The 25,134-nt window shown below is 44.0% G+C and carries 12 protein-coding genes and 1 pseudogene; 7 read left to right on the forward strand and 6 right to left on the reverse strand.

The features are described 5' to 3' along the window. The first annotated feature begins 167 nt into the window (after positions 1-167). The 3 genes from F6J90_RS39935 (at position 168) to F6J90_RS39945 (ending at position 5,216) form a co-directional block, all read left to right on the forward strand. Positions 168-2,555 carry a CHASE2 domain-containing protein gene (locus F6J90_RS39935; protein ID WP_293107424.1) on the forward strand — a complete coding sequence of 796 codons (2,388 nt, stop codon included), beginning with the start codon at positions 168-170 and terminating at the stop codon, positions 2,553-2,555. Positions 2,556-2,726: 171 nt separating this feature from the next. Then, positions 2,727-3,983, forward strand: a complete 1,257-nt coding sequence (gene iscB, locus F6J90_RS39940) for an RNA-guided endonuclease IscB (protein WP_293107427.1) — start codon at positions 2,727-2,729, stop codon at positions 3,981-3,983. 432 nt (positions 3,984-4,415) lie between these two features. After that, positions 4,416-5,216 (forward strand): DUF928 domain-containing protein, encoded by an 801-nt coding sequence (locus tag F6J90_RS39945; protein WP_293107430.1) that lies wholly within the window; start codon positions 4,416-4,418, stop codon positions 5,214-5,216. A gap of 425 nt (positions 5,217-5,641) precedes the next feature. Here the strand turns inward: F6J90_RS39945 and F6J90_RS39950 are convergent, their stop codons facing one another. Together F6J90_RS39950 and F6J90_RS39955 are read right to left on the reverse strand one after the other, a co-directional pair. Further along, entirely contained in the window at positions 5,642-8,467 is a 2,826-nt protein-coding gene (locus F6J90_RS39950) for a CHAT domain-containing protein (RefSeq protein WP_293107432.1), read from the reverse strand. Between the two features lie 375 nt (positions 8,468-8,842). Further along, positions 8,843-15,778 carry a filamentous hemagglutinin N-terminal domain-containing protein gene (locus F6J90_RS39955; protein WP_293107435.1) on the reverse strand — a complete coding sequence of 2,312 codons (6,936 nt, stop codon included), beginning with the start codon at positions 15,776-15,778 and terminating at the stop codon, positions 8,843-8,845. A 145-nt stretch (positions 15,779-15,923) separates the two neighbouring features. Here F6J90_RS39955 and F6J90_RS39960 point away from each other — a divergent pair, with 145 nt between their 5' ends. From F6J90_RS39960 to lodB, 4 genes and pseudogenes are all read left to right on the forward strand, one after another. Continuing rightward, on the forward strand, positions 15,924-16,058 hold the full coding sequence (locus tag F6J90_RS39960; protein ID WP_293107438.1) for a hypothetical protein: 135 nt from the start codon (positions 15,924-15,926) through the stop codon (positions 16,056-16,058). Between the two features lie 859 nt (positions 16,059-16,917). Beyond that, positions 16,918-17,067, forward strand: a pseudogene (locus tag F6J90_RS39965) (transposase); the annotation flags it as partial. Positions 17,068-17,219: 152 nt separating this feature from the next. Further along, positions 17,220-19,556 carry a CTQ-dependent lysine 6-oxidase LodA gene (gene lodA / locus F6J90_RS39970; protein WP_293107441.1) on the forward strand — a complete coding sequence of 779 codons (2,337 nt, stop codon included), beginning with the start codon at positions 17,220-17,222 and terminating at the stop codon, positions 19,554-19,556. Positions 19,557-19,825: 269 nt separating this feature from the next. Continuing rightward, positions 19,826-20,959: a lysine-epsilon-oxidase maturase LodB gene (lodB, locus tag F6J90_RS39975; RefSeq protein ID WP_293107444.1), complete on the forward strand. Its 1,134-nt coding sequence runs from the start codon at positions 19,826-19,828 to the stop codon at positions 20,957-20,959. Here the strand turns inward: lodB and F6J90_RS39980 are convergent. The 4 genes from F6J90_RS39980 to F6J90_RS39995 form a co-directional block, all read right to left on the reverse strand. Further along, positions 20,926-21,360 carry a filamentous hemagglutinin N-terminal domain-containing protein gene (locus F6J90_RS39980; RefSeq protein WP_293107447.1) on the reverse strand — a complete coding sequence of 145 codons (435 nt, stop codon included), beginning with the start codon at positions 21,358-21,360 and terminating at the stop codon, positions 20,926-20,928. The two genes, lodB and F6J90_RS39980, sit on opposite strands and share 34 nt — an antisense overlap. 142 nt (positions 21,361-21,502) lie before the next feature. After that, positions 21,503-22,525, reverse strand: coding sequence for a tetratricopeptide repeat protein (locus F6J90_RS39985; protein ID WP_293107450.1), 1,023 nt, complete (start codon positions 22,523-22,525; stop codon positions 21,503-21,505). 435 nt (positions 22,526-22,960) lie between these two features. Continuing rightward, positions 22,961-23,083, reverse strand: coding sequence for a hypothetical protein (locus F6J90_RS39990; protein ID WP_008180130.1), 123 nt, complete (start codon positions 23,081-23,083; stop codon positions 22,961-22,963). 517 nt (positions 23,084-23,600) lie between these two features. After that, positions 23,601-25,124, reverse strand: a complete 1,524-nt coding sequence (locus tag F6J90_RS39995; protein ID WP_293107453.1) for an AbgT family transporter — start codon at positions 25,122-25,124, stop codon at positions 23,601-23,603. Between the last annotated feature and the right edge of the window lie 10 nt (positions 25,125-25,134).

Consider the following 25,134-nt stretch of genomic DNA (forward strand, 5'->3'; position numbering starts at 1 on the left):
GCTGGTTTTTTAGTTAGAAACTGACTCAGGGCAAGCATCGGCGGTAAATCCATCCCTATTGCATAAAATTTATTAAGAAGTAAGTGGGAATGGGTAAGATTGTTATCCATTCCTAATACCTAATAATTAATACCTAATACTTAATACCTAATAACTAATTACCAAAAATGGGAAAGTTAGTTGTCCTGAGTCTAGATGGTGATTCCCAGCAGCAGGGGTTCCAGGTACGCTTAGAAATTGGTGAAGAAGGGTCACGCGCAACCCTGGAAATGACCGGTTACTTACCTGCAGCTTCAGAACTCACTACTTACTTACAAGACCATTGGCGCGAAAAATATCGGAGCCTAGGTTCACCCGCGAGAATCCAGCCCGGAAAAGTTATCTATGGTGGTTCCATTAACCAAAAGCTCAAGGAATGTGGGGATTCAGCCCATGAGTTAGGTAATAGACTGAAACGATGGCTGGATTCTGAACAGTTTCGTCCCATTGATAAGCGATTACGGGAAGAGTTAAACCCAGAGGAAACCATTCGGGTGCTGATTCGCACGGAAAATACCCAGTTACAAAAGCTGCCTTGGCATCTGTGGGATTTTTTTGAGCGTTACCCCAAGGCTGAAGTTGCTCTGAGTGGAACACAGTTTAAACGACTCCATCAACTCCCTGTATCTACCGGGAAATCTAAAGTGAGAATTTTAGCAATTTTAGGTCATAGTGCTGATATTGATATTAAGGCAGATCGACAACTGCTGGAGAATTTACCTAATACAGAAACCGTCTTTTTAGTAGAGCCCAAATATCACGAAATCAATGACCAGTTATGGGAGCAAGCTTGGGATATTATCTTTTTCGCAGGACATAGTGAGACAGAGGGGGAAACGGGTCGAATTTATATTAATCCCACCGATAGCTTAACCATTGATGAACTGTGGTATGCCCTCAAAAAAGCTGTGGCCCAGGGCTTAAAACTGGCAATTTTTAATTCTTGTGATGGGTTGGGATTGGCACGGAAACTCCATGATTTACAAATTCCCCAAATGATTGTAATGCGGGAGTTAGTGCCAGATCAGGTCGCTCAAAACTTTTTGAAGTATTTTTTGAACGGGTTTGCTAATGGTAAGTCTTTATATCTGGCAACGCGGGAAGCACGGGAGCGATTGCAGGGGTTGGAGCGTCAGTTTCCCTGCGCCAGTTGGTTACCAGTAATTTACCAGAATCTAGCACAAGAACCACCAGCTTGGAAAGATTTGTGGCAAGAGTCAGAAACAGAATCAGAAACACGATCAGAAACACGATCAGAAACACGATCAGAAACACGATCAGAAACACGGAAACCCAAGTGGCCTAGTTTCCAGAGAGTGCTGCTATCTAGCATAGTGGTCACTAGCTTGGTAATGGGAGTGCGATCGCTTGGCCTATTGCAGCCCTGGGAACTGCAAGGGTTTGACCAGTTGATGCGGCTGCGACCCCATGAAGGACCAGATCAGCGACTGTTATTAGTCACAATCACTGAAGAGGATGTGCAGTCCCAACCTGATCACGAAAGAGGAGCCGCCTCCTTATCCGATCGTTCCTTGGCAAAACTACTGGCAAAGCTGGAGCAGTATCAACCGAGAGTCATTGGTTTAGATATTTATCGGGAGAATCCTGTGGGACAGGAATACCAGGATTTAGCGACTTGGATGAAAACTAGTGATCAATTTTATGCCATCTGCCAATACGGTGACCCCGGAGTTCCCCCACCTCCAGAAGTGCCAGATGTTCGCCAAGGCTTTAATAATGTTTTACTTGACCCCGATCGCATTATCCGTCGCCATCTGTTGGCTGTAGGGTCACTATCTACTTGTCAAAGCTACTACTCATTTAATGTCCAGTTGGCAAGACGTTATCTGGCTGATGAAGGAATCGAGTTGGAGGTGACAGAAAATTACTTAAAGCTTGGCACTACAGTTTTTAAGACCCTAGAAAAAGATTCTGGTGGATATCACAATCTAAATTCCCGTGGTCACCAAATATTACTGAATTATCGAGCTTCCGGTCAAATTGCTCAGAAAGTTTCCCTTGCAGAGGTTCTCAGGGATGACTTCAATGCCGACTTAGTCAGGAATCGCATTGTCCTCATCGGTACCATTGCGCCCAGTTTTAATGATATTTTTTGGCGCACACCCTACAGTGGTGGTCAGTGGTCTGTTGAGACCATGAGTGGGATAGAAATTCAGGCGCAGATGATCAGTCACATCCTGAGTGCAGTGCTGGATAATCGACCGTTGATTTGGTGGTGGTCTGAGCCTGGTGAAGCCCTGTGGATTTGGTGCTGGGCTGTGGTGGGCGGTATGGTTGCTGGAAACTTTAACCTGCTGCGTTCCGTCCTGTTGGGTACTGGAACTGCTGTGGTTGTTTTATATGGAAGTTGCTGGGTTTTGCTGATAGTAACAGGTGGTTGGGTGCCATTAATTCCCGCTACTATAGCATTGGTGGCTACTAGTGCTAGTGTGGTTGTTTACTCTCCTAGTTTAAGCCTTGGTAATTTCTGGCAAACACCGGAAGCTACCGACTAGGATGCAGGTTTAGGATTAATTTCCTACGTTGATTTGGTCATGACACCCAGGGATGAACTCCAGTTCCTGGCTCTGTCGCTAACCATTAAGGTGAAGGCAAATGTGTGGTTAGCCTAACAAGCTTTTTCAACATTACCGAGGAACACATTACCGATATTGAGGCATTTAACGATGCAAAATTACGCATTTGTCATTGATACAAACAAACAACCATTAAACCCGATATCCCCTAAGAAAGCACGCCGGTTGTTAGACAAGGGTAAGGCGGCTGTTTTTAGGATGTATCCATTTACAATCATCTTGAAAACTGCGGTCGAGAATTCAACTATCTCACCTTGTAAAATCAAGATTGATCCTGGCAGTAAGTTCACTGGATTTGCTCTAGTTCAAAATCACCAAGTTATTTGGGCAATGGAGTTAGAGCACAGGGGAGGACTAATCAAGAAAAAACTAGAGGCGAGAAGCGCTGTCAGACGTGGGAGACGTAATCGTCACACTCGCTACAGAAAGCCTAGATTCCTTAATCGTAGGCGTTCAGAGGGCTGGCTTGGTCCCAGCCTAGAGCATAGGGTGTTAACCATTGAAACATGGGTTAAACGGCTGATTAAATTTTGCCCAATCCATGAAATTTGGGTCGAAAGAGTTAAGTTTGATACCCAAAAAATGCAGAATCCTGAAATTACTGGAGCTGAATATCAACAGGGCGAGCTGGCTGGCTACGAAGTTAGAGAGTACTTACTAGAAAAATGGGGGAGGGAGTGCGCCTACTGCGGTAAAAAATCCGTCCCATTACACATCGAACACATTCATCCAAAGTCATTTGGAGGAAGCGATCGCGTAAGTAATCTTTGTCTAGCTTGCGAAAAATGCAATCAACGAAAAGGGAATAAGCCTATAGAAGAATTCCTAAAAAAGAAACCAAGCCTACTACAAAAAATAAAAAACAAGGCGCTTTCGCCATTAAGGGATGCCACCGCAGTAAATATGACTCGGAACAAGGTAGTAAAGGTGCTCAAGAAAATTTTGCCTGTGGTTACTGGTACGGGTGCTATGACCAAGTACAACCGAATCAGGTTGGGCTTCTCCAAAGAGCACTGGATTGATGCGGCTTGCGTCGGTGACATTGAAACCTTAGTGTTGAGAACCTCTCAACCACTGTTAGTTACCTGCAAAGGACAAGGAGGAAGACAGAAAGCAGCACTCAATAAATATGGCTATCCAATTAGGCATAACCCATTGAAGCCGATTAAAGGTTGGGCTACTGGCGACATCGCCAAACACCAGAAACTAGGGATAGGTAAAGTAACTCCCAGAAGCAAAGGAAGTTTCGGATTTACTCCACTAGGAACAAAAGGCTACAAGAGTTGCAAACCTCAAGACATATCAGTCATACACAGGAAGGATGGATATACTTACAGTTTTTGCTAGTATCTGCCGGGTTTTACCAGGGAATAGCCTTCCTAAGTTTTGCTGGTTTACAAAAGTGATCATAGTCATTGACTCGTCATTAGTCATTAGTTCTTACTCTTTGGTGAGCTACATTAAGTCTCTTAATAGTTACAAATTACCAATGAATAATGATAGCAAATTACCTTTGATAACCCCCCTTTAGCCGCGACTTATTATAGTGGTTTATGCTATAATAAATTGGGCTAACTATACTAAAAAATTTTGTCTGCACATACTGAATCAAAAAGGTTGTTTAAACCGGATTTTGTATGACTAATTGCTAATGAATAATCACAACACTTGACCGGATTTTTATCTGGAAATAGTGGTGATATACAGGGGTGTTAATCTGAATCCATGAATTGGATGTATTAGGTAAACATCTGTCGATGTTGATCTGAATTTTGAGTTATGATGTTAACTAAATTATTTCGGCTTAAATACCTATTTGCCTCTAATTTAGTCTTTGTTGGCTGGATCAGCTGTTTCTTGGTCTCCCGAGTAGAGGCTGATCAATCCATCAGTCTTGGGCAAGTACCACAAGCACCAATTTACTATATCCAACCCAATCCCAAACCCCCAGACAATGGGACTCCTTCTGCTCCCCACGGTACTGGAACCCGTGGTGATTGCCTATACAAGCCGGAGCTTCCACTACTGACTCCTTTAGTAGGTGGTTATAATTTTGATTTAACGGTTAGTGATTATCCAACCTTTTGGATATATCTACCTTACACCTCAGAGGATGCACCGTCGGGAGAATTTTCTTTACAGGATGAGGATGGGGAAAACGATCTTTACCAAACATCTTTCAACCTACCAGACAAGCCAGGCATTGTTAGTATTACGCTTCCTAAGACAGAAAAGCCCTTGGAAGTTGGTAAAACCTATCGCTGGAATCTAGAGATAAATTGCCCTTCTACGGAATTGTCCAATCAATTCCCAACTCCAGCGTCTGTCACAGGACTAGTTCGCCGAATTGCCCAGTCTCAAGACCTAGAAAGGGAGTTAAATGGGGCCAAAACTCCTCTAGAGAGAATTGCAGCTTATGGTAAGCATCACATATGGTATGACACCCTAACTGAGCTAGCTAAATTACGGCTGCAAGAGCCCCAAAATACGACTCTTGAAAGCGCTTGGATTCAGCTATTGAGTGATCAAAGTTTCGGAGAAACGATATCTAAAACAAACCTTTTGGGTAACCTTCAGTAAATTATAGCCATGGTCGTTTTAGAATGAAGAATGAAGAATTAAGAATGAAGAATGAAGAATGAAGAATGAAGAATGAAGAATGAAGAATGAAGAATGAAGAATGAAGAATTGAGAATGAAGAATTGAGAATGAAGAATTGAGAATGAAGAATTGAGAATGAAGAATTGAGAATGAAGAATTATGCCTTATACCTTCTAGATTATGCCTTCTGCCTTCTGCCTTCTGCCTTCTACATTCTGCCTTCTGCCTTCTGCCTTCCGGCTTCTGCCTTCTGCCTTCTGCCTTCTGCCTTTTACATTCTAAATTCTAAATTCTAAATTCTAAATTCTAAATTCTAAATTCTAAATTCTAAATTCTAAATTCTAAATTCTAAATTCTAAATTCTACATTCTACATTCTTCATTCTTCATTCTACAGACTGGAATTTACAGCCAATTCCCAACCAAAATAAATGGTGCCCAAATATGAGGACGATGGTAGTCTGTGTTGGGATATTTCTTCTTCAGAAACGCTAATTGAGCATTTCGCAGGGCTTCCGCTTTAGTCAACTGTGGATTATTTAACTGTTGGTAGAACTGATTCATAAATTCCGCTGTAGAGGCATCATTAACTTGCCACAAGGTGGCTAGGGTACTGCGTGCTCCTGCTCTAATCGCTATCCCAGCTAGTCCTAAAGCGGCTCGTTTGTCCCCAGTAGCAGTCTGACAAGCACTCAGCAACAACAGTTCAATCGGGGTGGTGCCACTGGAGTCACTCATCCGTAGTAAGTTATCTAAATCCTTGACTTTGATGCGTTCATCCCAGTCTAGGATAAATGTTTGCTCTGGATTGGAACTGAACTGGCCGTGAGTAGCAATATGAACAACATTGAAAGACGCTGCTGTTAGTTGATTTTGCAGGTTTTCTTTGATAAATTCCTGATTTTCCAGTTTCTGACTACGGTTTACCTGTTCCCGAATTTTTGTTAACTCGAATGCTACGTTATCGATTGGTCCTAAACCTTCTTTTTTAAAGCTGGGAGCGTTAGTAGCTCCAGCAATTAGGGCTGTTAGCTGTTGCCGTGGCAATGGTTTGGGGTCCACTAGCTGTAAGCCAGGGGTCACAGCTACAGCATACCGTTCTATTAAATACTGTTTGCCATCATAAAGGGCTGCTACAGGAACATTTCGTAATGACCCATCTAGGACAAATACTAAGGTTTTTATTGGGCTTTGGTCTGCCTCAGGGTTACTGTCTAGTTCTTCTTCAAAGGGTCTGATGAGCCAGTCATAAATTTGTTGGGATTCTTTTTTGACTTTGCTAATACTAGTGCTACGTCTTCTTAGGACATTCCTGAACTTTTTGACTGCTTCATCTACTTGAGCTTCTGATATGTTATGATGGATATAGTAACGCAAGTTATCTGGTTCAGGCAATTTGAGGATTACCGCTAAGCCGTCTTTTAAGATAATCGGGTAAATGACGGCTCCTGTAGGGTCTAAATTGTCAATGTTAACCTTTTCTGGCTTGGCGCAGGCGTCTCGAAAGAAGTTGTCGATTTCAGCAAGCTGGAGTGCTTCAATAGCCTCACGGGCCTGCTTGAGATTATCCTTACTCGGTTGAGGAGAACTCAACAGTAAATCAACTAACTGTCGATAGACCGGTTCTACTTGTTCTCGGAAGGAAAACTGGATGTCTGGATTGAGAGCAACTAAATCACTGCGTAAATTCGTTAAGGTATTAGAGGCTTGGGTATAATAAGCGATCGCATCCTGGATTACTTCCGTTACTGCTTCGGTATTGCGATTTATGGTGGTAGTGGCTTGTTCGGCTTGAGCGTTCAATATACGTCCCATTTGCCACTGCCACTGATAAGCAATATCCGGTGCATTAATCCCTTGGGCAATCAGAAGCGCTGACTTGGTAAAGGTTATGGCATTTGACCAATCTTTGGTTTGTTCAAACCAGTTACCAAGGCTGCCCAGGGCATAGGATTCTGCTCGTTTGTCTTCTAGGGTTTTCCCTTGCTCAATGGCAGTGTTGAGTAGTTGAGCAATGTCTGGGAAATTGGGAATTGGTTTGGGAATTGGTTTGGTAATTTGCGTTCGCAATTTTCGATTTCTGATCTTGATCAGACTTTGAGCGAAATTTACGTGGGCGTAAACTGATGCTCTACTGGATGGTAATTTAGTTAGCAATGTCTGGATTTGTGGCAACAACGCTTGAACAGATTTCTCCTGGTCTGTCTCGATGAGTAAACTTAGCTGATTCAATTGTGCTTGAATTTTGGTAATGGGTGAGGTGGTGGTTGCTGCTGCTTGTTGATAGTGAGTTATCGCCTCTTGGATATGCTGCTTGGATGCTTTGTTATTATTCAAGTCTTTTGCTCTTGTGGCTAAGGCTCGCTCAGTATTACCTAAACTCAGTAAAACTTGACTCTGGGATTCTGGAGATTTTATTAGTTGTGCGACTTTCCAACTTTCGGTTAAGGTCTGTTTAGATTGCTCTAAATCCCCTGCTTGTCGAAACACATTACCAAGATTGTGTAAGCCAATCGCTTTTAGAGGAGAATCCGGTTGTGCCAGCAGGGTTTGTCTTACCTGAGTCAATAGCTTCTTGGCTCGACGGTAAAGTCCCAAAGATTGCATCGCTTGGGCTTGATTAATCTGGCTACCAAGCACACCAACCCGATCATTGGCTTGAGCATACAGTGCTTCAGCATTTTGCCAGGTGTTCAGGGCAGCTTCAGCATTTCCCTGTACCAATTGCAAACGCCCTTGAGTGTTCAACACTTTAGCCAATACTCCCTCACCTCCCCTGGATACGGTTTCTAGCAACGACAAACTGGAGTCAATGGCTGCTTGGGCTTTATCCCATTCCCCAAGTTGCTGAGTCACTAAGGACAGCAAACGCAGGGCTTGGGCTTGGTTCAGGATATCTCCTGTGGCTTGATAACCTTGTGCCGCCTGCTGCAATACTCGTGCAGCATCAGAATACTTGCCAGCATCGTAATATTGTTTGCCTTTTTCCAGCAGCAGGTAGTGCTTCGTGCTTCCTGCTTGCTGTTGTGTCTTGCTTACTGTTGCGTTCTGCTCACTGTTGTTGAGTGCTAATAGGTCAGTGCTGATAGTTGAGTGCTGATCACTGAGTGCTGATGGCTGAGTGCTGATCACTGAGTGCTGATGGCCAGCAGAGAAGGGTAGTGCGTGTACACCACGGCTTAAGATTAGCCCCAACAAGGTCATTAAAATAAACTGAATTAGGCGCTTCATTTATGGCAGTTCTCAATTCGGTGAGGTACACAGTCCCGGGTTTTTAGGGAACAGGGAACAGGGAGCAGGGAGCAGGGAGCAGGGAAAAGCGATCGCACAGCTTCCCCCTTGTTAAGGGGGACGGGAGGGGGATCTATCTTGTTAAGGGGGACGGGAGGGGGATCTATCTTGTTAAGGGGGACGGGAGGGGGATCTATCTTGTTAAGAGGGACGGGAGGAGGATCTATCCTCTGGCTTCCCCCTTGTTAAGGGGGACGGGAGGGGGATCTATCTTGTTAAGAGGGACGGGAGGAGGATCTATCCTCTGGCTTCCCCCTTGTTAAGGGGGACGGGAGGGGGATCTATGCTCTGGCTTCCCCGGAGAACTCACCGCAGCTACTTAAAGGTTTGGTGAAGCATCGGACAGTCTACTTGATGTAACCATGTACCCTTCGGAGTCACTATGACTGGATGAGCGGTGAGAATTACCTCCCCGTTGGCACCGATAACCCAGCCTTGGGCTTCAACAATTTGTTTAGGTTTAGGTTTATTGGTCTGTGGTTGATTAATCTGTAGTTGATGCTGCCTTGACCTTGACCGACGTTTTCTGATCCTAGTTTGAGGTTGCTCAGTGATACGCCAATCGTCCCATGTAGCATTGGGGTTCAGGGTTTCGTTGGGAGAAATCGGTAAGCCACCACGACCTGTGGCAATAAATTCACTGCCCTCACCCGCAGCACAGAGGTTTTTTTCAATCAGTTGAGAGACATCAATGACATCGGTTGGCAATTCCGACAACCCTCGGCTGGGGTCAATTTGAGGTGCATTGATGTTGACGGTACCATCTACACCAAACTCAGAGCTAGCAGTAATGTCACTGAGGGGGGTGAGGTTTTCTCGGAACTCTAGCCCAATTATACCTTGGGTGGTGATGTTGATATTGCCGCCATTGCCTTCAAAAGCATTAGCGGTAATGTCGCTATCTTCTTGACGAATGCCTATGATAAAGGGAGCATTAATCGTAATATTGCCGCCGTCTCCACCAGCTTGAGCAGTGCCTGCGGTAGTGGAGATTTTACTGTTGCGTCGCAAGAACAACAACTCGTCAATGGTTAAGGTAATATTGCCCCCTTGGTTGCTAGCCGTTTCTGCGGATAGCTCTGCTTGATTATCAAGGGTGAGTGTACCTGCCTGAAGCTCAATATTGCCCCCTTTTCCCTGGCCTTGGCTATCTACAGCTATCTTGGCTCCATCCCGAATAGTTACAGTTCTGGGGTCAACGAAAATATTGCCACCATCACCGCTAGAATCACGAGTAGTGTTGGCAAACAGCCCACTTCCAGCTCCAGCTAAAGTAATATCATCTCGTACTTCCAGAGTAATATTACCAGCCTGCTTATTACCTTCTGTGGTGGTTCTGACGTTCCCACCGTCGGTAGCCCTAAACCGATTGGCCTCAATTATTTCAATGTTGCCACCCTTACCCCGGTCAGTATCGGTAACCCTGGAAGTAGTGGCTGACACCTGTGAGTCTCCCTCGATGGTCACTTGCTCAGCCCTAAGGGTGATGTTACCAGCATCTCCATCACCAGCAGTACTGGAAGTTATTTCAGAGTTATTAGTTAAGGTAAGCGATCGCGTTTTGATATCAATATTTCCACCATTGCCAACTGCACCAGGGTTTACTGCTGTGGATATGGAACTATTCCGATTAAGGGAAACCTCCTCTGCGTCTGGGATGGTGATACTACCGGCATCTCCGGTACCGGCAGTACTTGCTTCAATTTTCGAGGTGTGATCTAGGGATAGAGACTTGGTTTCAATATCGACATTCCCACCATTGCCAACTGCTCCAGTGTTTACTGCTGTGGATATGGAACTATTCCGATTAAGGTTAACCTGTTGAGCCTCTTGTATAAAAATACTACCGGCATCCCCTTCCCCAGAGGTGCTGGCTGTTATTTGAGAGTCTTTAGTTAATGTGAGCGTACGCGTTTTTAGATCAATACTACCGCCTTTTTCAGCAACTGCTCCAGAGTTTACTGCGGTGGATATCGAACTATTCCGATTAAGGTTAACCTCCTCAGCATCTGGGATGGTGATACTACCGGCATCCCCTTCCCCAGAGGTGCTGGCTGTTATTTCAGAGTCATTGTCCAGGGATAGAGACTTGGTTTCAATATCGACATTTCCACCATTTCCCTCAGCTCCAGTATTTACTGCGGTGGATATGGAACTATTCCGATTAAGGTTAACCTGTTGAGCCTCTTGTATAACGATACTACCGGCATCCCCTTCCCCAGAGGTGCTGGCAGTTATGTCAGAGTCATTGGTTAGGGTAAGCGTACGCGTTTTTAGATCAATACTACCGGCTTTTTCAGCATCTGCTCCAGAGTTTACTGCTGTGGATATGGAACTATTCCGATTAAGGGAAACCTCCTCTGCATCTGGGATGGTGATACTACCGGCATTTCCGTTCCCGGCAGTACTCGCTTCAATTGTCGAGGTGTGATCTAGGGATAGAGACTTGGTTTCAATATCGACATTCCCACCATTGCCCTCTGCTCCAGTATTTACTGCTGTCGATATGGAACTGTTCCGATTAAGGTCAACCTGTTGAGCCTCTTGTATTTTGATTTGACCGGCATCCCCTTTCCCAGAAGTGCTGGCAGTTATTTGAGAGTCATTAGTTAAGGTAAGCGTACGCGTTTTTAGATCAATATTACCGGCTTTTTCAGCATCTGCTCCAGAGTTTACTGCGGTGGATATGGAACTATTCCGATTAAGGTTAACCTGTTGAGCCTCTTGTATGAAGATACTACCAGCATCGCCCTGAGCATCAGTACTAGCAGTTATTTGAGATTGATTTAATTTTAGCGTCCGCGTTTTTAGATCAATATTCCCACCATTGCCATCTGCACCAGAGTTTACTGCTGTGGATATGGAACTGTTCCTTACAAGGTTAACCTGTTGAGCTTCTTGTATGGTGATACTACCGGCATTCCCTTTCCCAGAGGTGCTGGCAGTTATGTCAGAGTCATTTAATGTTAGCGTCCGCGTTTTAATATCAATATTGCTGTCAATATCAATATTGTTGTCTTTTTGGACAACTGCACCTTCCTTAATCTCTGTAGAGATCGAACTATTCCGATTAAGGGAAACTTCCTCTGCGTCTGGGATTTTGATACTACCGGCATTTCCGTTACCGGCAGTACTCGCTTCAATTGTCGAGGTGTGATCTAGAGATAGAGACTTGGTTTCAATATCGACATTCCCACCATTGCCATTTGCACCAGAGTTTACTGCTGTCGATATGGAACTGTTCCTTACAAGGTTAACCTGTTGAGCCTCTTGTATGGTGATACTACCTGCATTCCCTTTTCCAGAGGTGCTGGCAGTTATGTCAGATTCATTGTTTAAAGTCAGCGATCGCGTTTTAATGTCAATATTGCTGGCTTTTTCGGCAACTGCACCAGAGTTTACCGCTGTAGATATCGAACTATTGAGATTAAGGTCAACCTGTTGAGCATCCCGCACTTGGACTTGACCGGCATCGCCCTGAGCATCAGTACTTGCAGTTATTTGAGATTGATTTAATTTTAGCGTCCGCGTTTTTAGATCAATATTCCCACCATTGCCAACTGCACCAGTGTTTACTGCTGTGGATATGGAACTGTTCCGATTAAGGTCAACCTGTTCAGCCTCTTGTATGAAGATACTACCGGCATCCCCTATCCCAGAGGTGCTGGCAGTTATATCAGAGTCATTTAATGTTAGCGATCGCGTTTTAATCGCAATATTGCTGTCTTTTTGGGCAACTGCTCCAGTATTTACTGCTGTGGATATGGAACTATTCCGATCAAGGTTAACCTCCTGGGCATCTGGGATTGTGATACTACCTGCATCTCCGGTACCGGCAGTACTTGCTTCAATTGTCGAGGTGTTATCTAGGGATAGGGACTCGGTTTCGAGATCAATATCCCCACCATTGCCAACTGCTCCAGAGTTTACTGCTGTGGATATGGAACTGTTCCGATTAAGGTCAACCTGTTCAGCCTCTTGTATGAAGATACTACCGGCATCCCCTATCCCAGAGGTGCTGGCAGTTATTTGAGATTCATTGGTTAATGTTAGCGATCGCGTTTTTAGATTAATATTACCCACTTCCTCCCCTGGGCTAGGGTTTACCTCTGCACCAGCCTTTACCTCCGTTGAAATTGAGCTGTTGTCGGCAAGCTCGACAGAGTCAGCATTCTTAACAACAATGTTTCCAGAGGTTCCTGTACCAAAGGTAGATGCAGAAATCTGTGCTTGATCTTGGAGTGTTAAGTCTTGAGTATTAATCGTGATCGTTCCACCAGCCCCAGCGCCTTCAGTCTCTGCTAACAGTCCGCTATTGGGATTTGCGATCACCACCGTCTTATCGATATTCAGGGTAATGTCACCAGCCCGACCATCCCCAAAGGCAGTGGTGCGAAGTTGTCCACCAGTAGTAATTTCGAGAGTATTAACATCAATAGTTATCGTCCCACCAGCCCCAGCGTCTTCGGTAGAACTGGATACAACTGCTCCATCCCGAACAATCAACTTTTCTGTATCAATGTTAATGCTTCCAGCATCGCCAAGTTCATTTCTAGTATCGTTAATGAATTGAGAGTTAGCGAATATACCACTAGGAACTACAGTATTCTGATCATCGACAGCAGTGCCAACTAACTCGACTAAGTCCGAAGCGATGACTGTTATATTGGCTCCCGTACCACTATTTCCGGTTGCTGCGCCAATTCTGGAGCCATCACGTACTAACAGTTGCTCGGTGCTAATCGTTAATTTCCCAGCATCCCCTGAACCAGTGGTATCAGCAGCAATCACCGCTCCCTTCTCTAGAGTCAATGTGGGTGTTGTGACCTTTAACTCACCGGCATTACCTGAGTTCAAGGTAGCGGTAGCCAAGGTAACCTTGCCCGACAATGTCACTGACTCAGTGGCATTTATGGTTAAATTTCCCCCATCTTGTGCGTTTTCTAACCTTCTCCTAACAGTTGCTGTGGTTACTCCAGCTCCATTCTGAATCGTTAAACGTTGGGTATTAATGGTTAAGTCCCCTGCCTTACCAGTACTGTTAGTAGCAGTCGTCAACCCGGTGGGAATAGCTCTGATCGCCAAGGCTAGCCGTTCGTTAGGAGTAGGGATAAATGGATCAGTTTCGTTGCCGAGAATGTCTACTGACTCAGCGTTAACCGTTAAATTTCCACTATTGCCACTACTACCACTTAAAGTGACAGTAGCAGCTCCAGCTAGACTCCGTGATTCTTGGTTTTGGGCTTGGTTTTGGATACTCAAAGTTCTGGTGTTAATGGTTAAGTCCCCAGAATTCCCTGGTCCAGTTGTAACCGTTGCCAAGCCAGACCCATTGAAAACTCGGAGGAGCCGTTCTAGCAAGTTGGAATTGGTAAACTCGTTGAGCAATTCCCCCAAATTGCTGAAGCCTGACCCTTCTGTATTAATTAATGTCACTGACTCAGGGGCATTGACAATTAAATTTCCGCCTTTATCTGCCCCAGTTGTACCCGCTGTCAGGGTAACAACACCAGCGTCATCCAGCAAAAAGTTGCTACCGCTGTTGAGGGTGATCTTACCTCCCTCTATTCCAGCAGAAGCAATGAAAGAACCTGGATTAAGGGTGATGTTATCATTGGCCAAAAACGTGACATCACCCCCATTGCCAGAGAAAGGGTTAGACGGATCGTTACTTGGAATAGCAATGGTATTAACTATACCGTTGAGAGTAATGCTACCGCGAGAATCGATAGTAACTGACCCCCCCTTGGATACTTCACCGTTCTGAATTGCCACATTTGGCACTAATGAACCTAGAGTAGCTGAAACTTCAATATCTCCTGCTAGTGAAGGATTAGGCTTGTACTGATTGGTGAGCAAAACGGTTCCTGCCAACAGATCATTGGCAGATATATTTTGTGACAACAAGTCGAATAAATTGACATCAGCAAAAGCGATGGTGCCGATTGTAATATCTGCACTGGTGGCAGTATTGGTAATAGTGGGTGTGCCAAAGATATTGAAAAAGTCACCGGACAAGTCACCCAAGAATTGGTTGCCTGTCAGTCCAGGGATACCAACTTCAGTGGGATCTACTCCAGCACGAATATCAAGAGTCGGTTCAGCCTGACCGTTAATATTCACTACTGTGCCATTAGATAAGGTAATGGCTTCGGAAATAAAGTCTATTCCTTCTGTACCTGTTTCATTACCTGTAATGATCACAAAACCGATATCTACTGCTCCCCCTGCCACGATATGTAGGGAGGTGCCTAGATAGCTGTTGAAACTAACATCCCCAACTGAGCGAATAATTGGGTCATCGGGACTAAACAAATCTCCGAGACTGCCATCGAGCTGTTCAATCCGGAAACTGCCACCACTCCAATAGTGGGCATCACCGGCGACCGTATTTTGCGATCGCAAAACCAGATCCCCACCGGACACTAGACCACTGTCTGGATGGTTCAAGGCAAATATATCCACTCCTTGATTGCCCTGAATCAATAACTTACCGCCAGCAGCTGCAATAAATGGTCGCCCGATACTATCCCGTATTTGAACTGTATCTTCTCCATGGAGTGTCAAATTTCCCCCAGCAATTAGTTGACCTTGTAAGTCAAGCTGACCAGCAGCTAGGGTGAGGTCTTGCCCGACTACTAAATAACCAGCGTTAGTGATTTTGGTGGGTTTGGGGTGATTCAAGCCATACTGCAATCCGGGAGTAATATTAATACTCAATAAAGGGGGGGCTTCTGGATTGGTGGCACTGAATTCTGTACCGTTGTTGAAGACTAAACTATTGGCTGTACTGGCGAAAAAGGAACCTGCCACATCCAACCTGGCATTCTGGCCAAACACAATGCCATTGGGATTGAGTAAAAACAGATTCGCTCCACCATCGACACCAAGAGTTCCTAGAATGTTGGAGATATTACTCCCGGTCACCCGAGACAGAATGTTCTCGATTCCGGCTGGATTGGCAAAGTAAACCCGCTGTAGCTGACCAACATTAAAATCTTGAAAGCTATGGAACAGGTTACTACCTCGGGCTGCTCCCCCTTCAATCAAGTCCCCTGGCTCTCCCCTAATCGTTGAATTTGGTGTTACCACTGAAGATTCATTACCCAAGGTTTGATCCGGGGTAATCTGGGCTAAAGCATAGTTCCCAGAAAAAGCAATAACCACCGATCCGATTAGGGTTATGGCTTTTTCAGTTAAGGGCAATATGCCTAGCCCTCTGGTTGAGGGCTTACTTTGCCGATTATTCATCTTTTGCCGCTGCACAACTAGCTAGTTGTCTGGAGTACCGATAGCAGTCAAGGAACTTGACCTCTAGATTATTTCTCAGGGAAAGCCAGGCAGTTTACGGAATTTTTAGGTTATCTTTAACAAAAATTTACGGAAATGGTGCGGATTGATAGTTTTTTTACGGTTATTGCGATCGCGGAATATAGCGCTACGCGCAATGGCATTGGCAAGAGGCAAAAGGCAACAGTTTACTACCACAGCTTTTGCTGCTTGTATCAACGTCAAACACCTTAATGGGTAGTGCTATATTGCGATCGCGCAATACCCTGTAATCTCAAGTTACCTTGAGCCATAGCATTTGCACATATGGCTGACTCACAATCGAGAGGTGTTTGCTGCTTATAAAGCCAGTTTAGGCTTCATTTGGGGTTGATTTTTGTTTAAGTCCCACTAAACAGTTCACCGAACAGTTCACTGGACGTTCACCGAACAAGTTCTTGGCAGGCGGAACGGGAAGCGTTAGAGGTATTGATTGATGCGATCGCTAATCCAGAATTTGATTGAGTACCTGCTCCCTATGAGGTTTGATATGAGGTTTATGAGGTTTGATATCCAGGGCAAACGCATCTTATTTTTGAAAAGCAGGCGGGGTGAGCATTTTAGCGATCGAGTCCTGTTTGGAATCAATTGATGAAATCCTTACTGGATCAGGGTTTTGCAATTTAGATGCGTTTGCCCTGGTTTGATATGAGGTTTATGAGGTTTGATATGAGGTTTATGAGGTTTGATATGAGGTTTATGAGGTTTTATATGAGTTTTATGAGGTTTTATATGAGGTTTATGAGGTTTTATATGAGGTTTTATATGAGGTTTTATATGAGGTTTTATATGAGGTTTATAAGTTTACAAACACTTTTAAGTATAGTTAATCTTTATATTAAAGGAAGTAAACTTTCCTTTATTGAATACAATTACGAGTTTTGAAACAGATAAAAAAAACTCATGCCCTTGCATCTCTAATACGTACTAAAGAATTAGTTGCTGTGGGAACAGGTCTTGGGTTGCAGAACAAATGAACTATGTAGCATCAGAGCAAGCTTAAACCCATGAGGGGGCTAGAGATTTAGTACAAATGTTCTGCATAAGTGACATGTTCCTTTCTAGCAAAGCAATGGATTGTCGAACGGACGTTTGGTTGGCTCAAAGGATTTCGGCGTTTGAGTAAAGATTATGAGTTGTACACGACTATCAGCGAAGCGATGATTTATGGCTCGCTTATTCGTTTAATGACTCACCGATTAGCTTCTTAAGCTTTTATTTACAAATCAGCTCTGAAACCCAAATCTTGTGAACTTTCCACATTTATCAAGCAAGCCCCAAGTATATACGCAATTAATTAATAAATGTTGTGAGTAAGCTGGGGTAGAGTGTTTAAGGTTTTATTGTATAATGGAGAAATAAAATGGCAATGGAATATGAATATGTTATTCATCCATCTATTGGAGTTGCTCGAGTGGGCAATGATCCCAAAAGCTTCTTTTTAGCTCCCAATGAAATTGGTGGCTTGCCTATTGAATGTAATGAGGATGGCCATGAAAGTAATCCATCTGTACCTGTTACCAACTTTAAGAATGATCGGCTTATAAAACGGCAAGGACAAAAGTTTCGCATCTATAAATATAAGAAAGACGGTTCAAGCGCAATACCAGAAGAGGTTAAATTAGATTCTGACGGGATAGATTCCATCACATGGACTGTACATTTAGCCAACAAAAAAGCTGCCTGGTATGAATTTTCTGAACTGAAAGGCAACCTATTACTAGGAGCAGAGAATAGCTATAAAGAACAGGGTGTTCCTTTCCGAAACCAACAGGTAGGAAATCGGAAAAGTTTAATTATTGACCCTGGTCCAATCAGGATTTCAGGTAAAAATAAGTCAACGGAAATCAACCCTGACAATAATTGTATTGATGGCTACCCCACGAACTTCCCGAAGCCAGGCGATTTCCCACGGCAAGATAATTATGAAGGCACTCCCCAGGGTCAGGTGTTTGAAAAACTTGGCGATCTGAAGACAGATGACAAAGGAAATCTGATTGTTCTGGGAGGACATGGGGATTGTTGGGGACTGACAGACTTAGCTGGTTATGGGGGTGGAGATTACTGGTTCGATGATATATCGGATGGCTCTGTTACCTGCACAATTACAATGAAAAATGGAGCTACAAAAATACTAAAAGCTTGGGTAATAGTTGGCCCACCTGATTTTGCACCAGAGATTGTCAACATCTCCTCGTGGGACGACACAGCGTTTGACGTGGCAGTACGTAAATTAGGGCTAGTTCCAGAATTGCATAATGGAGATGATTTTGTGGACTCTTTCGTCCCAGATTATGAGCGTGACATTTTGCCAATTATCAATCGCATCTCTCGTTATCATTGGGTAGCAAATGTACAGTCGATGACAGCCTTCTCATCAAATATTTTTGACTTTTCCAAACCATGGGACAACCGAGAGCTTAGCCAAAAATATTTTCAGTATTTTCGTGCTCCAGAACCTCCTAATCCAGAGAACTATCAAGACTCATCTAAGCCCCGTAAAGTAAGTTTGTTTAGCAATCAATTACCAAATGGAAGCGGAGAAAACACTGGTATTCCTTTGATGCCACTTAATTCTAGTAGTAACTCAATCAAAAATACTAACATCGAGAAATTTTTGGCACTGACTGAAACCCAGTATTTTCTACTAAAACAATGGTTTAAGGAATTTAAAGGAGAGAATGATGCTCCTTCTCCTATTAATAATTACCCCTTAAGCCCTAAAGATCGTGCTAGCATTGGTAATGTTGTCGGACTTCCTCAGGCTCCAGGTATCGAAGTGACTTGGACGACACAAAATCAAGCGATATACGAGGTCTTTAATATAGGTTCTGGATCAGAAAAATTTTCCCAACTGCGGATTAAACACTGTGAGGTTGATTACTTACAAGGACTAACTCCTGAACGCGATGAGTGTGAAGAGCAGAATAGCAGCTGTGAACCAGGTGATCTAACCAAGCGCATGGCAATTCCCTGGCAAGCTGATTTCTACAACTGCTCAATTCAGTTAATCAACTACACTGATCCTAATCTTAACAAAGTTCTGGATGATCATGCAAATTTAGTGCCAAAACGACCAACGTACTATACTTACTGGTGGCCACCTCAAGCTCCTTGGAATGTCATTAACGGTTTGAATGTAATCCCATCTGAAGATGCGGTACAGATACAGGAAAACTCTCACGATGCTGAAATGGCAGGCTTGCAGATGAACTTTGCACGAGGAATCAACAGCTACTCACAAATGGTTAACCTTGGGTGGGCTAGTTTAGGATTCATCCGCAACAAAAACGTTGATTCAGACGGAACACTTGTAGAACATGCAGAGAATTTCCCCTACTTTGTGGAAACAGAACGGAATTACGACCACTTCTTTTATAAAGAAGTTTCTTACCAAGAAATTACCAAAAATGAGGAGGATCAAGATGGGGTATTTGTTATCACTAGTTTGAATGAACCACAAGCTATGAAAAAAAACATAATATCTCGCATACAAGCAGTAAAGAAAGCGATCGCGGACGCCAAAAGCAATGGACTGACAAGGTTCAAAATGCCTGGTCAAACCAAAGAAACACCCATTAGCGAAAAATATGAAGAATCCCTACAACAAGCTCTGAAAAATATAGAAAGTTTCCGGGAAATTAAAGTGAGGCGTCAACCACGCGAAGTTCCTCGTTCTGGAAGAAGAATTCGCTTTTAATTAATTTCCCTTGCCTCCTGCTATCTCTTCTCATATAAGATGATGCAGGAGAGTCTACTGGGTGGATCTCAATGCATGTTGTTTGACCTGGTGGTGCCTTACGGGCAGCAACCTAACCCGGGCGTTGAGGCTGAAAATTAGGGCGAGCGCCCCTAACGCACCCTACAGAACATTTTCAAATATGAGATGCACCCAGTCTACTTTTGCCGAATCGCCACTTTTTGGGTGATTCGCTTCCAGATTAGGAATAGAAAATTAAACAGGATAAAATGTCACAAACTCCCAGTGTTGACGTTGCCATTATTGGTGGTGGACCCGCCGGAACCGCTTTAGCTCTAACAATTTGTCTCTATTCAAAACTCACTGTTGCTGTAATTGAACAAACAGCCTATGATAATCTTCGTACAGGAGAACACGTATCGGCTAGCTTGCTCCCCTTACTAGATTACCTGCAAGTGAAAGAACCTTTTCTCGCAGACAATCACACCCCCGTTTACAACGTTGCTGCCGTCTGGGGACATTCTGAACTCCACACTCGCCCCTCGATCATCAATCAAATGGGGGAAGGTTATCTCCTTGATCGCACAGAATTTGATGTCATGTTAGCAGAACAACTGGTTCATAAAGGCGGTCAACTTTACTTAGAAACAAAATGTGCTGAAGGAGAACAACTAGAAGGAGGAGGATGGAGACTATTCCTCAAGGATAATTCAGGAGAATATTCCCAGCTAGAAACCCGTTATTTAGTCGATGCCACAGGCAGACAAGCCCGAATTTCCAAGCGACTAGGGGCAAAATCTCTCCCCTGCGATTCCCTGGTGGGAATCAGTGCCGTGCTTGATTTTGAAAGCGATCGCTCAAAAACAGAAGAAGTTCTCATTGAGTCAATTCCTGAAGGATGGTGGTACTCCGCGTGGCTGCCAAATGGGACCTTAATCGTGGTCTTGATGACAGATATCGATATTATGCGACAGGGCAAACTCCAGAAGGAAAAGCAGTGGGTTGAACTGTTATCCAAAGCTATCCATACCAAACAACGGGTTCGGGGAGGACAATTAGTTTATCCCCTTGCCGTAAAACCCGCTCAATCTCACGTTCTCGATCGCGCCGTGGGAGAAGACTGGATGGCGATCGGAGATGCTGCCATTGCTTTCGATCCCCTTTCCTCTATGGGTGTAGGACACGCAATAACTTGTGGATGCGATGCTGCTGTTGCCCTAGTCGAATATCTGATTAATAACGATGATAGACTACTCAAACAGTACCAGAACCGACTAAAACATAATTTTGATAATTATTTGAGTATTAGACATAGATATTACGCCCTGGAACAACGGTGGTTAGATTTCCCTTTTTGGAAACGTCGAACTCAATTATGTCCCATCCCCCTGGTAACAAAATAGATTCCTTCTCTCAACCAATAGATTTGTTGCGAATTAAGCGAAAAAGTGGGCGCTACTGAAGGAGCAGTTCGGACATCGACACCAAGAGTTCCTAGAATGTTGGAGATATTACTCCCGGTCACCCGAGACAGAATGTTCTCGATTCCGGCTGGATTGGCAAAGTAAACCCGCTGTAGCTGACCAACATTAAAATCTTGAAAGCTGTGGAACAGGTTACTACCTCGCACTGCTCCCCCTTCAATCAAGTCCCCTGGCTCTCCCCTGATAGTTAGATTTGGTGTTACCACTGAGGATTCATTACCCAAGGTTTGATCCGGGGTAATCTGGGCTAGGGCATAGTTCCCAGAAAAAGCCATCACAACCGATCCCACTAGGGTTATGGCTTTTTGTGTTAAGCGCAATATACCTAGCCCCTCATCTCAAGTCCGGTTGAATACCTAAAATAAAAGAGATTGATGGGGAGATAGGGAGATGGACAGATGAGCTAGATTTTGATTAAGGGTAATTATCCCGACTTGATATGACCCCCTCAGTTGCTGATCCTTATAGAAACTTTTGCAGTTCCTTCAGCAGAGACTCGGTCTGCTCAATCCCTTCGTTATCCCGTTGAGTCTGGTAAAGTTCTAGGGCTTTTTCGATAGCAGTGAGGGCTTCGGTGACGCGAGAACGTTTTTTTAAGGCTACTCCTAGGTTATAGTGAGCTTGGGCATTTTCCGGAGCCAGTTCAATTAAACGTCTATAGGTCACTACTGCTGGTACATATTGTTCTTGGGCTAGAAGAATTTTCCCGATGTACTCCTGTGCTTCTACTAAATCAGGTTGGGCAGAAGCTGCTCGACGAAATGCTTTGAGGGCTTTGGATAAACTCCCTCTTGATTCCAGAATTTGACCGATCTGCAGGTGAATTTCAGGATTACGAGGCGCTAATTTCACAGCTTTTTCAAAAGCCGCTAGTCCAGCCATCTCATCCCCATGTATCAACCAAGCTGTTCCCAAACTCATTTGGATACTGGTTTCGTTCGGAGCAATTTCCGCTGCCTTTTGGAACACTTTTATGGCTTCTTCGGAATTTTCCTGCTCTAACCAGGCTGCACCGATTAACTGGTATACTGTTAAGTTGTCTGGCTCAATTTCCAGGATTTGTTCATAGGTTCCTATGGCCCCTTGATAGTCCTTTTGACGTAGGAGGGTAATACCCAAACCAAAATAGGCGTTAATATTCTCTCGGTTAAGTCTAGTGGCACGACGATAGGCCGTAGCAGCACCAGCATTGTCCCCAGCATTGGCCAGACTGTAACCCAGTGCGTAATGGAAATTAGCATTTTCTGGCTCGAGTGCGATCGCTTTTTTGTAAGCGGCGGCAGCGTCTTGGAATTTGCCCAGACTTGCTTGTAAGTAGCCAATGCCCGAAAAAATCTTAGGGTTTCCCTGTTCCAGCTCAGCTGCTTCTTGGTAAACAGCAACAGCTCCCTGATAGTCACCCGCATCTACCAACTCTCGTGCTTGATGGAGAAGGTCATTGAGCTGTGGATTATACTGCTGTCGGCTAGATACCAGAGTTGGCATTGCTCCAGCAATCCCTGGGAGGGGGGTTGCAACTAGGGAGAAAAATAAGCTAAGAAGGAGGAACAAAGTTTGCTGTAGCAAAGTCAATGTTTTCATAGTCATCAGTAGAGTGTACTTTGGGAGGTTCACTATACTGATGATTTTTACCATGAACACCCGCTAATCGGGAAGGGTTAGCCGGGATAAACTTGCTTAAGTTCTGTTAAGCTACAGGATTGTTTGGGGTCAACTTATGATACTAACCCTTCCGGTCTAGACCGGAAGGGTTAGTGTTGAAGGATGTCAAGCCTAAATTTATATAACTTAACAATCCTGATTTAGATATATATAGTAGATGTGTTTTTTATTTATGCCCCACCTATAGGGCTATAGGTGGGCTTCTTGAGTTTCATGGAAAGTTGAACCAGGGATGGCAAGCCTGATCCATAACGATCATTAAGACTGCAAAGCACCACTTTGAACCATCATCAGGATGAAAATACCAACACTGGCGACTACTAAAACAAGACCTAAAGCCACTGATTGACCCAAATGGTTGGGAGTTTGAGAAGTCTTCATGTGTCTTTTCCTTTCTTAAAGTTATGTATGCCGATAATGAACGATAACAAACTTTTGCGGAGGTTGATAAGAAAATGCAAAGTATCTTAACGTAACTTTACATAAGTTAATACTGACTAAAGTGTGATCTAGTTTGCTCTTTAGCCGAAGGGAATAGGATTTAAGGCAAAGTTGTTTAAGGATCACAACAAGGCTCTAATGTTTGCTGTAGAGGGGATAGAGCTTTCAAGGGGCGCTGACAATAGAGCCATTTATGAGGCTTGAGGCTGATCAGAGCCTTGGCCATTGCTGACCTTAGAGTCATAGCATGCCAGGGGTCAATAATCCCATGGCAAAATCACTATGGTGTGGCTCAATTTGCTGTTGTCATTGATTAGGACTTATCACCGACGGGGTCAGGAGGCGAAGGGAGGGGCGGTGCAGAAGTTGGTATTGTAGAGAAGTTTGGTAAAGAAAAAGAGAAGGAGATTTCAAGGATTTGAGGGGTCTAATTGAATTTTTTCATCTCCATTGGTAATTACAAATAAGTAGACACTGCAGGTCCCCAAGGTAATCCCAAAAATAACCACAAGATGAAAAGAATTGACCATCCAAGAAGAAAAGCTAATGAATAGGGCAACATTATCGCAATCAACGTTCCTAAACCCAAATTTTTATCATATTTTTGGCCATAAGCCACAATAATCGGAAAATAGGGCAACAGCGGCGTAATCATATTTGTGCTAGAATCCCCAATCCGATAAACTAATTGAGTCAGCTCTGGAGCATAGCCCAACAACATTAACATCGGAACAAAAACAGGTGCCATAATTGCCCACTTCCCCGAAGCGGAACCAATAAACAAATTAATGAATCCAGTGAAAAAAATCAGACCCAACAGCAAAGGAATTCCTGTTAATCCGGTTTTTTGCAACAATTCTGCTCCCGAAATTGCGACTATAATTCCTAAGTTTGACCAACTAAAATAAGCAACAAATTGAGCCATGAAAAACGCAAGGACTATGTAATATCCCATCCCACTCATGGCTGAGGTCATCCCTTGGATGGCATCTTTGTCTGTTTTAATGGTTCCTGCTCCCAATCCATAGGCAATACCCATAATCAGAAACACAAACGTAATAATAAATATGATGCCACTGAGAAAGGGTGAGGGAATAATTGTGAATGTTTCTGGCTGTCGGAGAATTCCCTGGGGTGGTAGCACTAGAGCCATAAGCAGCCCGGTTAAAGCTGCCAAGGAATAACCCGCCCATCTTAATCCTCTTTTTTCTACTGCTGTTAGTTTTTCCCTGGAAAAACTAACGGTTTCTGAGGGTTGATAACTGCCTAGTCGGGGTGCAATAATGCTCTCGGTCACCCACCAGCCCAACACGGTGATCAGAAGGGCTGAAACTGCCATGAAATAATAATTTGCAGTGGCATCGACTGTATAACTGGGATCAATTAATTGAGCACCACTTTGAGTCATCCCTGCCAACAAAGGGTCAAGGGCATTGACTAGTAAGTTGGCACTAAATCCTCCTGCGACTCCGGCAAAAGCAGCCGCTAATCCTGCTAGAGGGTGTTTACCAAACGAGAGAAAAACTAAAGCAGCTAAGGGGGGGAGAATAACAAAACCTGCATCTGCTGCTAGGTTTGACATAACACCAATAAACACAATTACAGGGGTAATGAACTGGGCTGGTGCAATTAAAACTCCCTGGCGCAGAATAGCAGCTATAAATCCTGTATATTCGGCCACTCCAAATCCCAAAACTGCCACTAATACAGTTCCCAATGGTGGAAAGGAAACAAAATTAGTCACAGCCTTACTGACAATGCGACGAATTCCGTCTGGGGTCAGGATAGAAATTGCCTCGATGGTTTCTTGGGTTGCTGGATGAGTGACTGACACCCCCATAACACTTGCGATCGCACTTAAAAAAACAATAGTAAAGCACAGAACAATAAAGATCGTGACAGGATCAGGCAGACGATTGCCGATGTTTTCAACACTTTGCAGGATAGAGGCAATGAAGTTTTTTTTCCTATTACTTACCATAGGTGTTTAG

It is taken from the genome of Moorena sp. SIOASIH (assembly GCF_010671925.1).
Taxonomy (GTDB): domain Bacteria; phylum Cyanobacteriota; class Cyanobacteriia; order Cyanobacteriales; family Coleofasciculaceae; genus Moorena.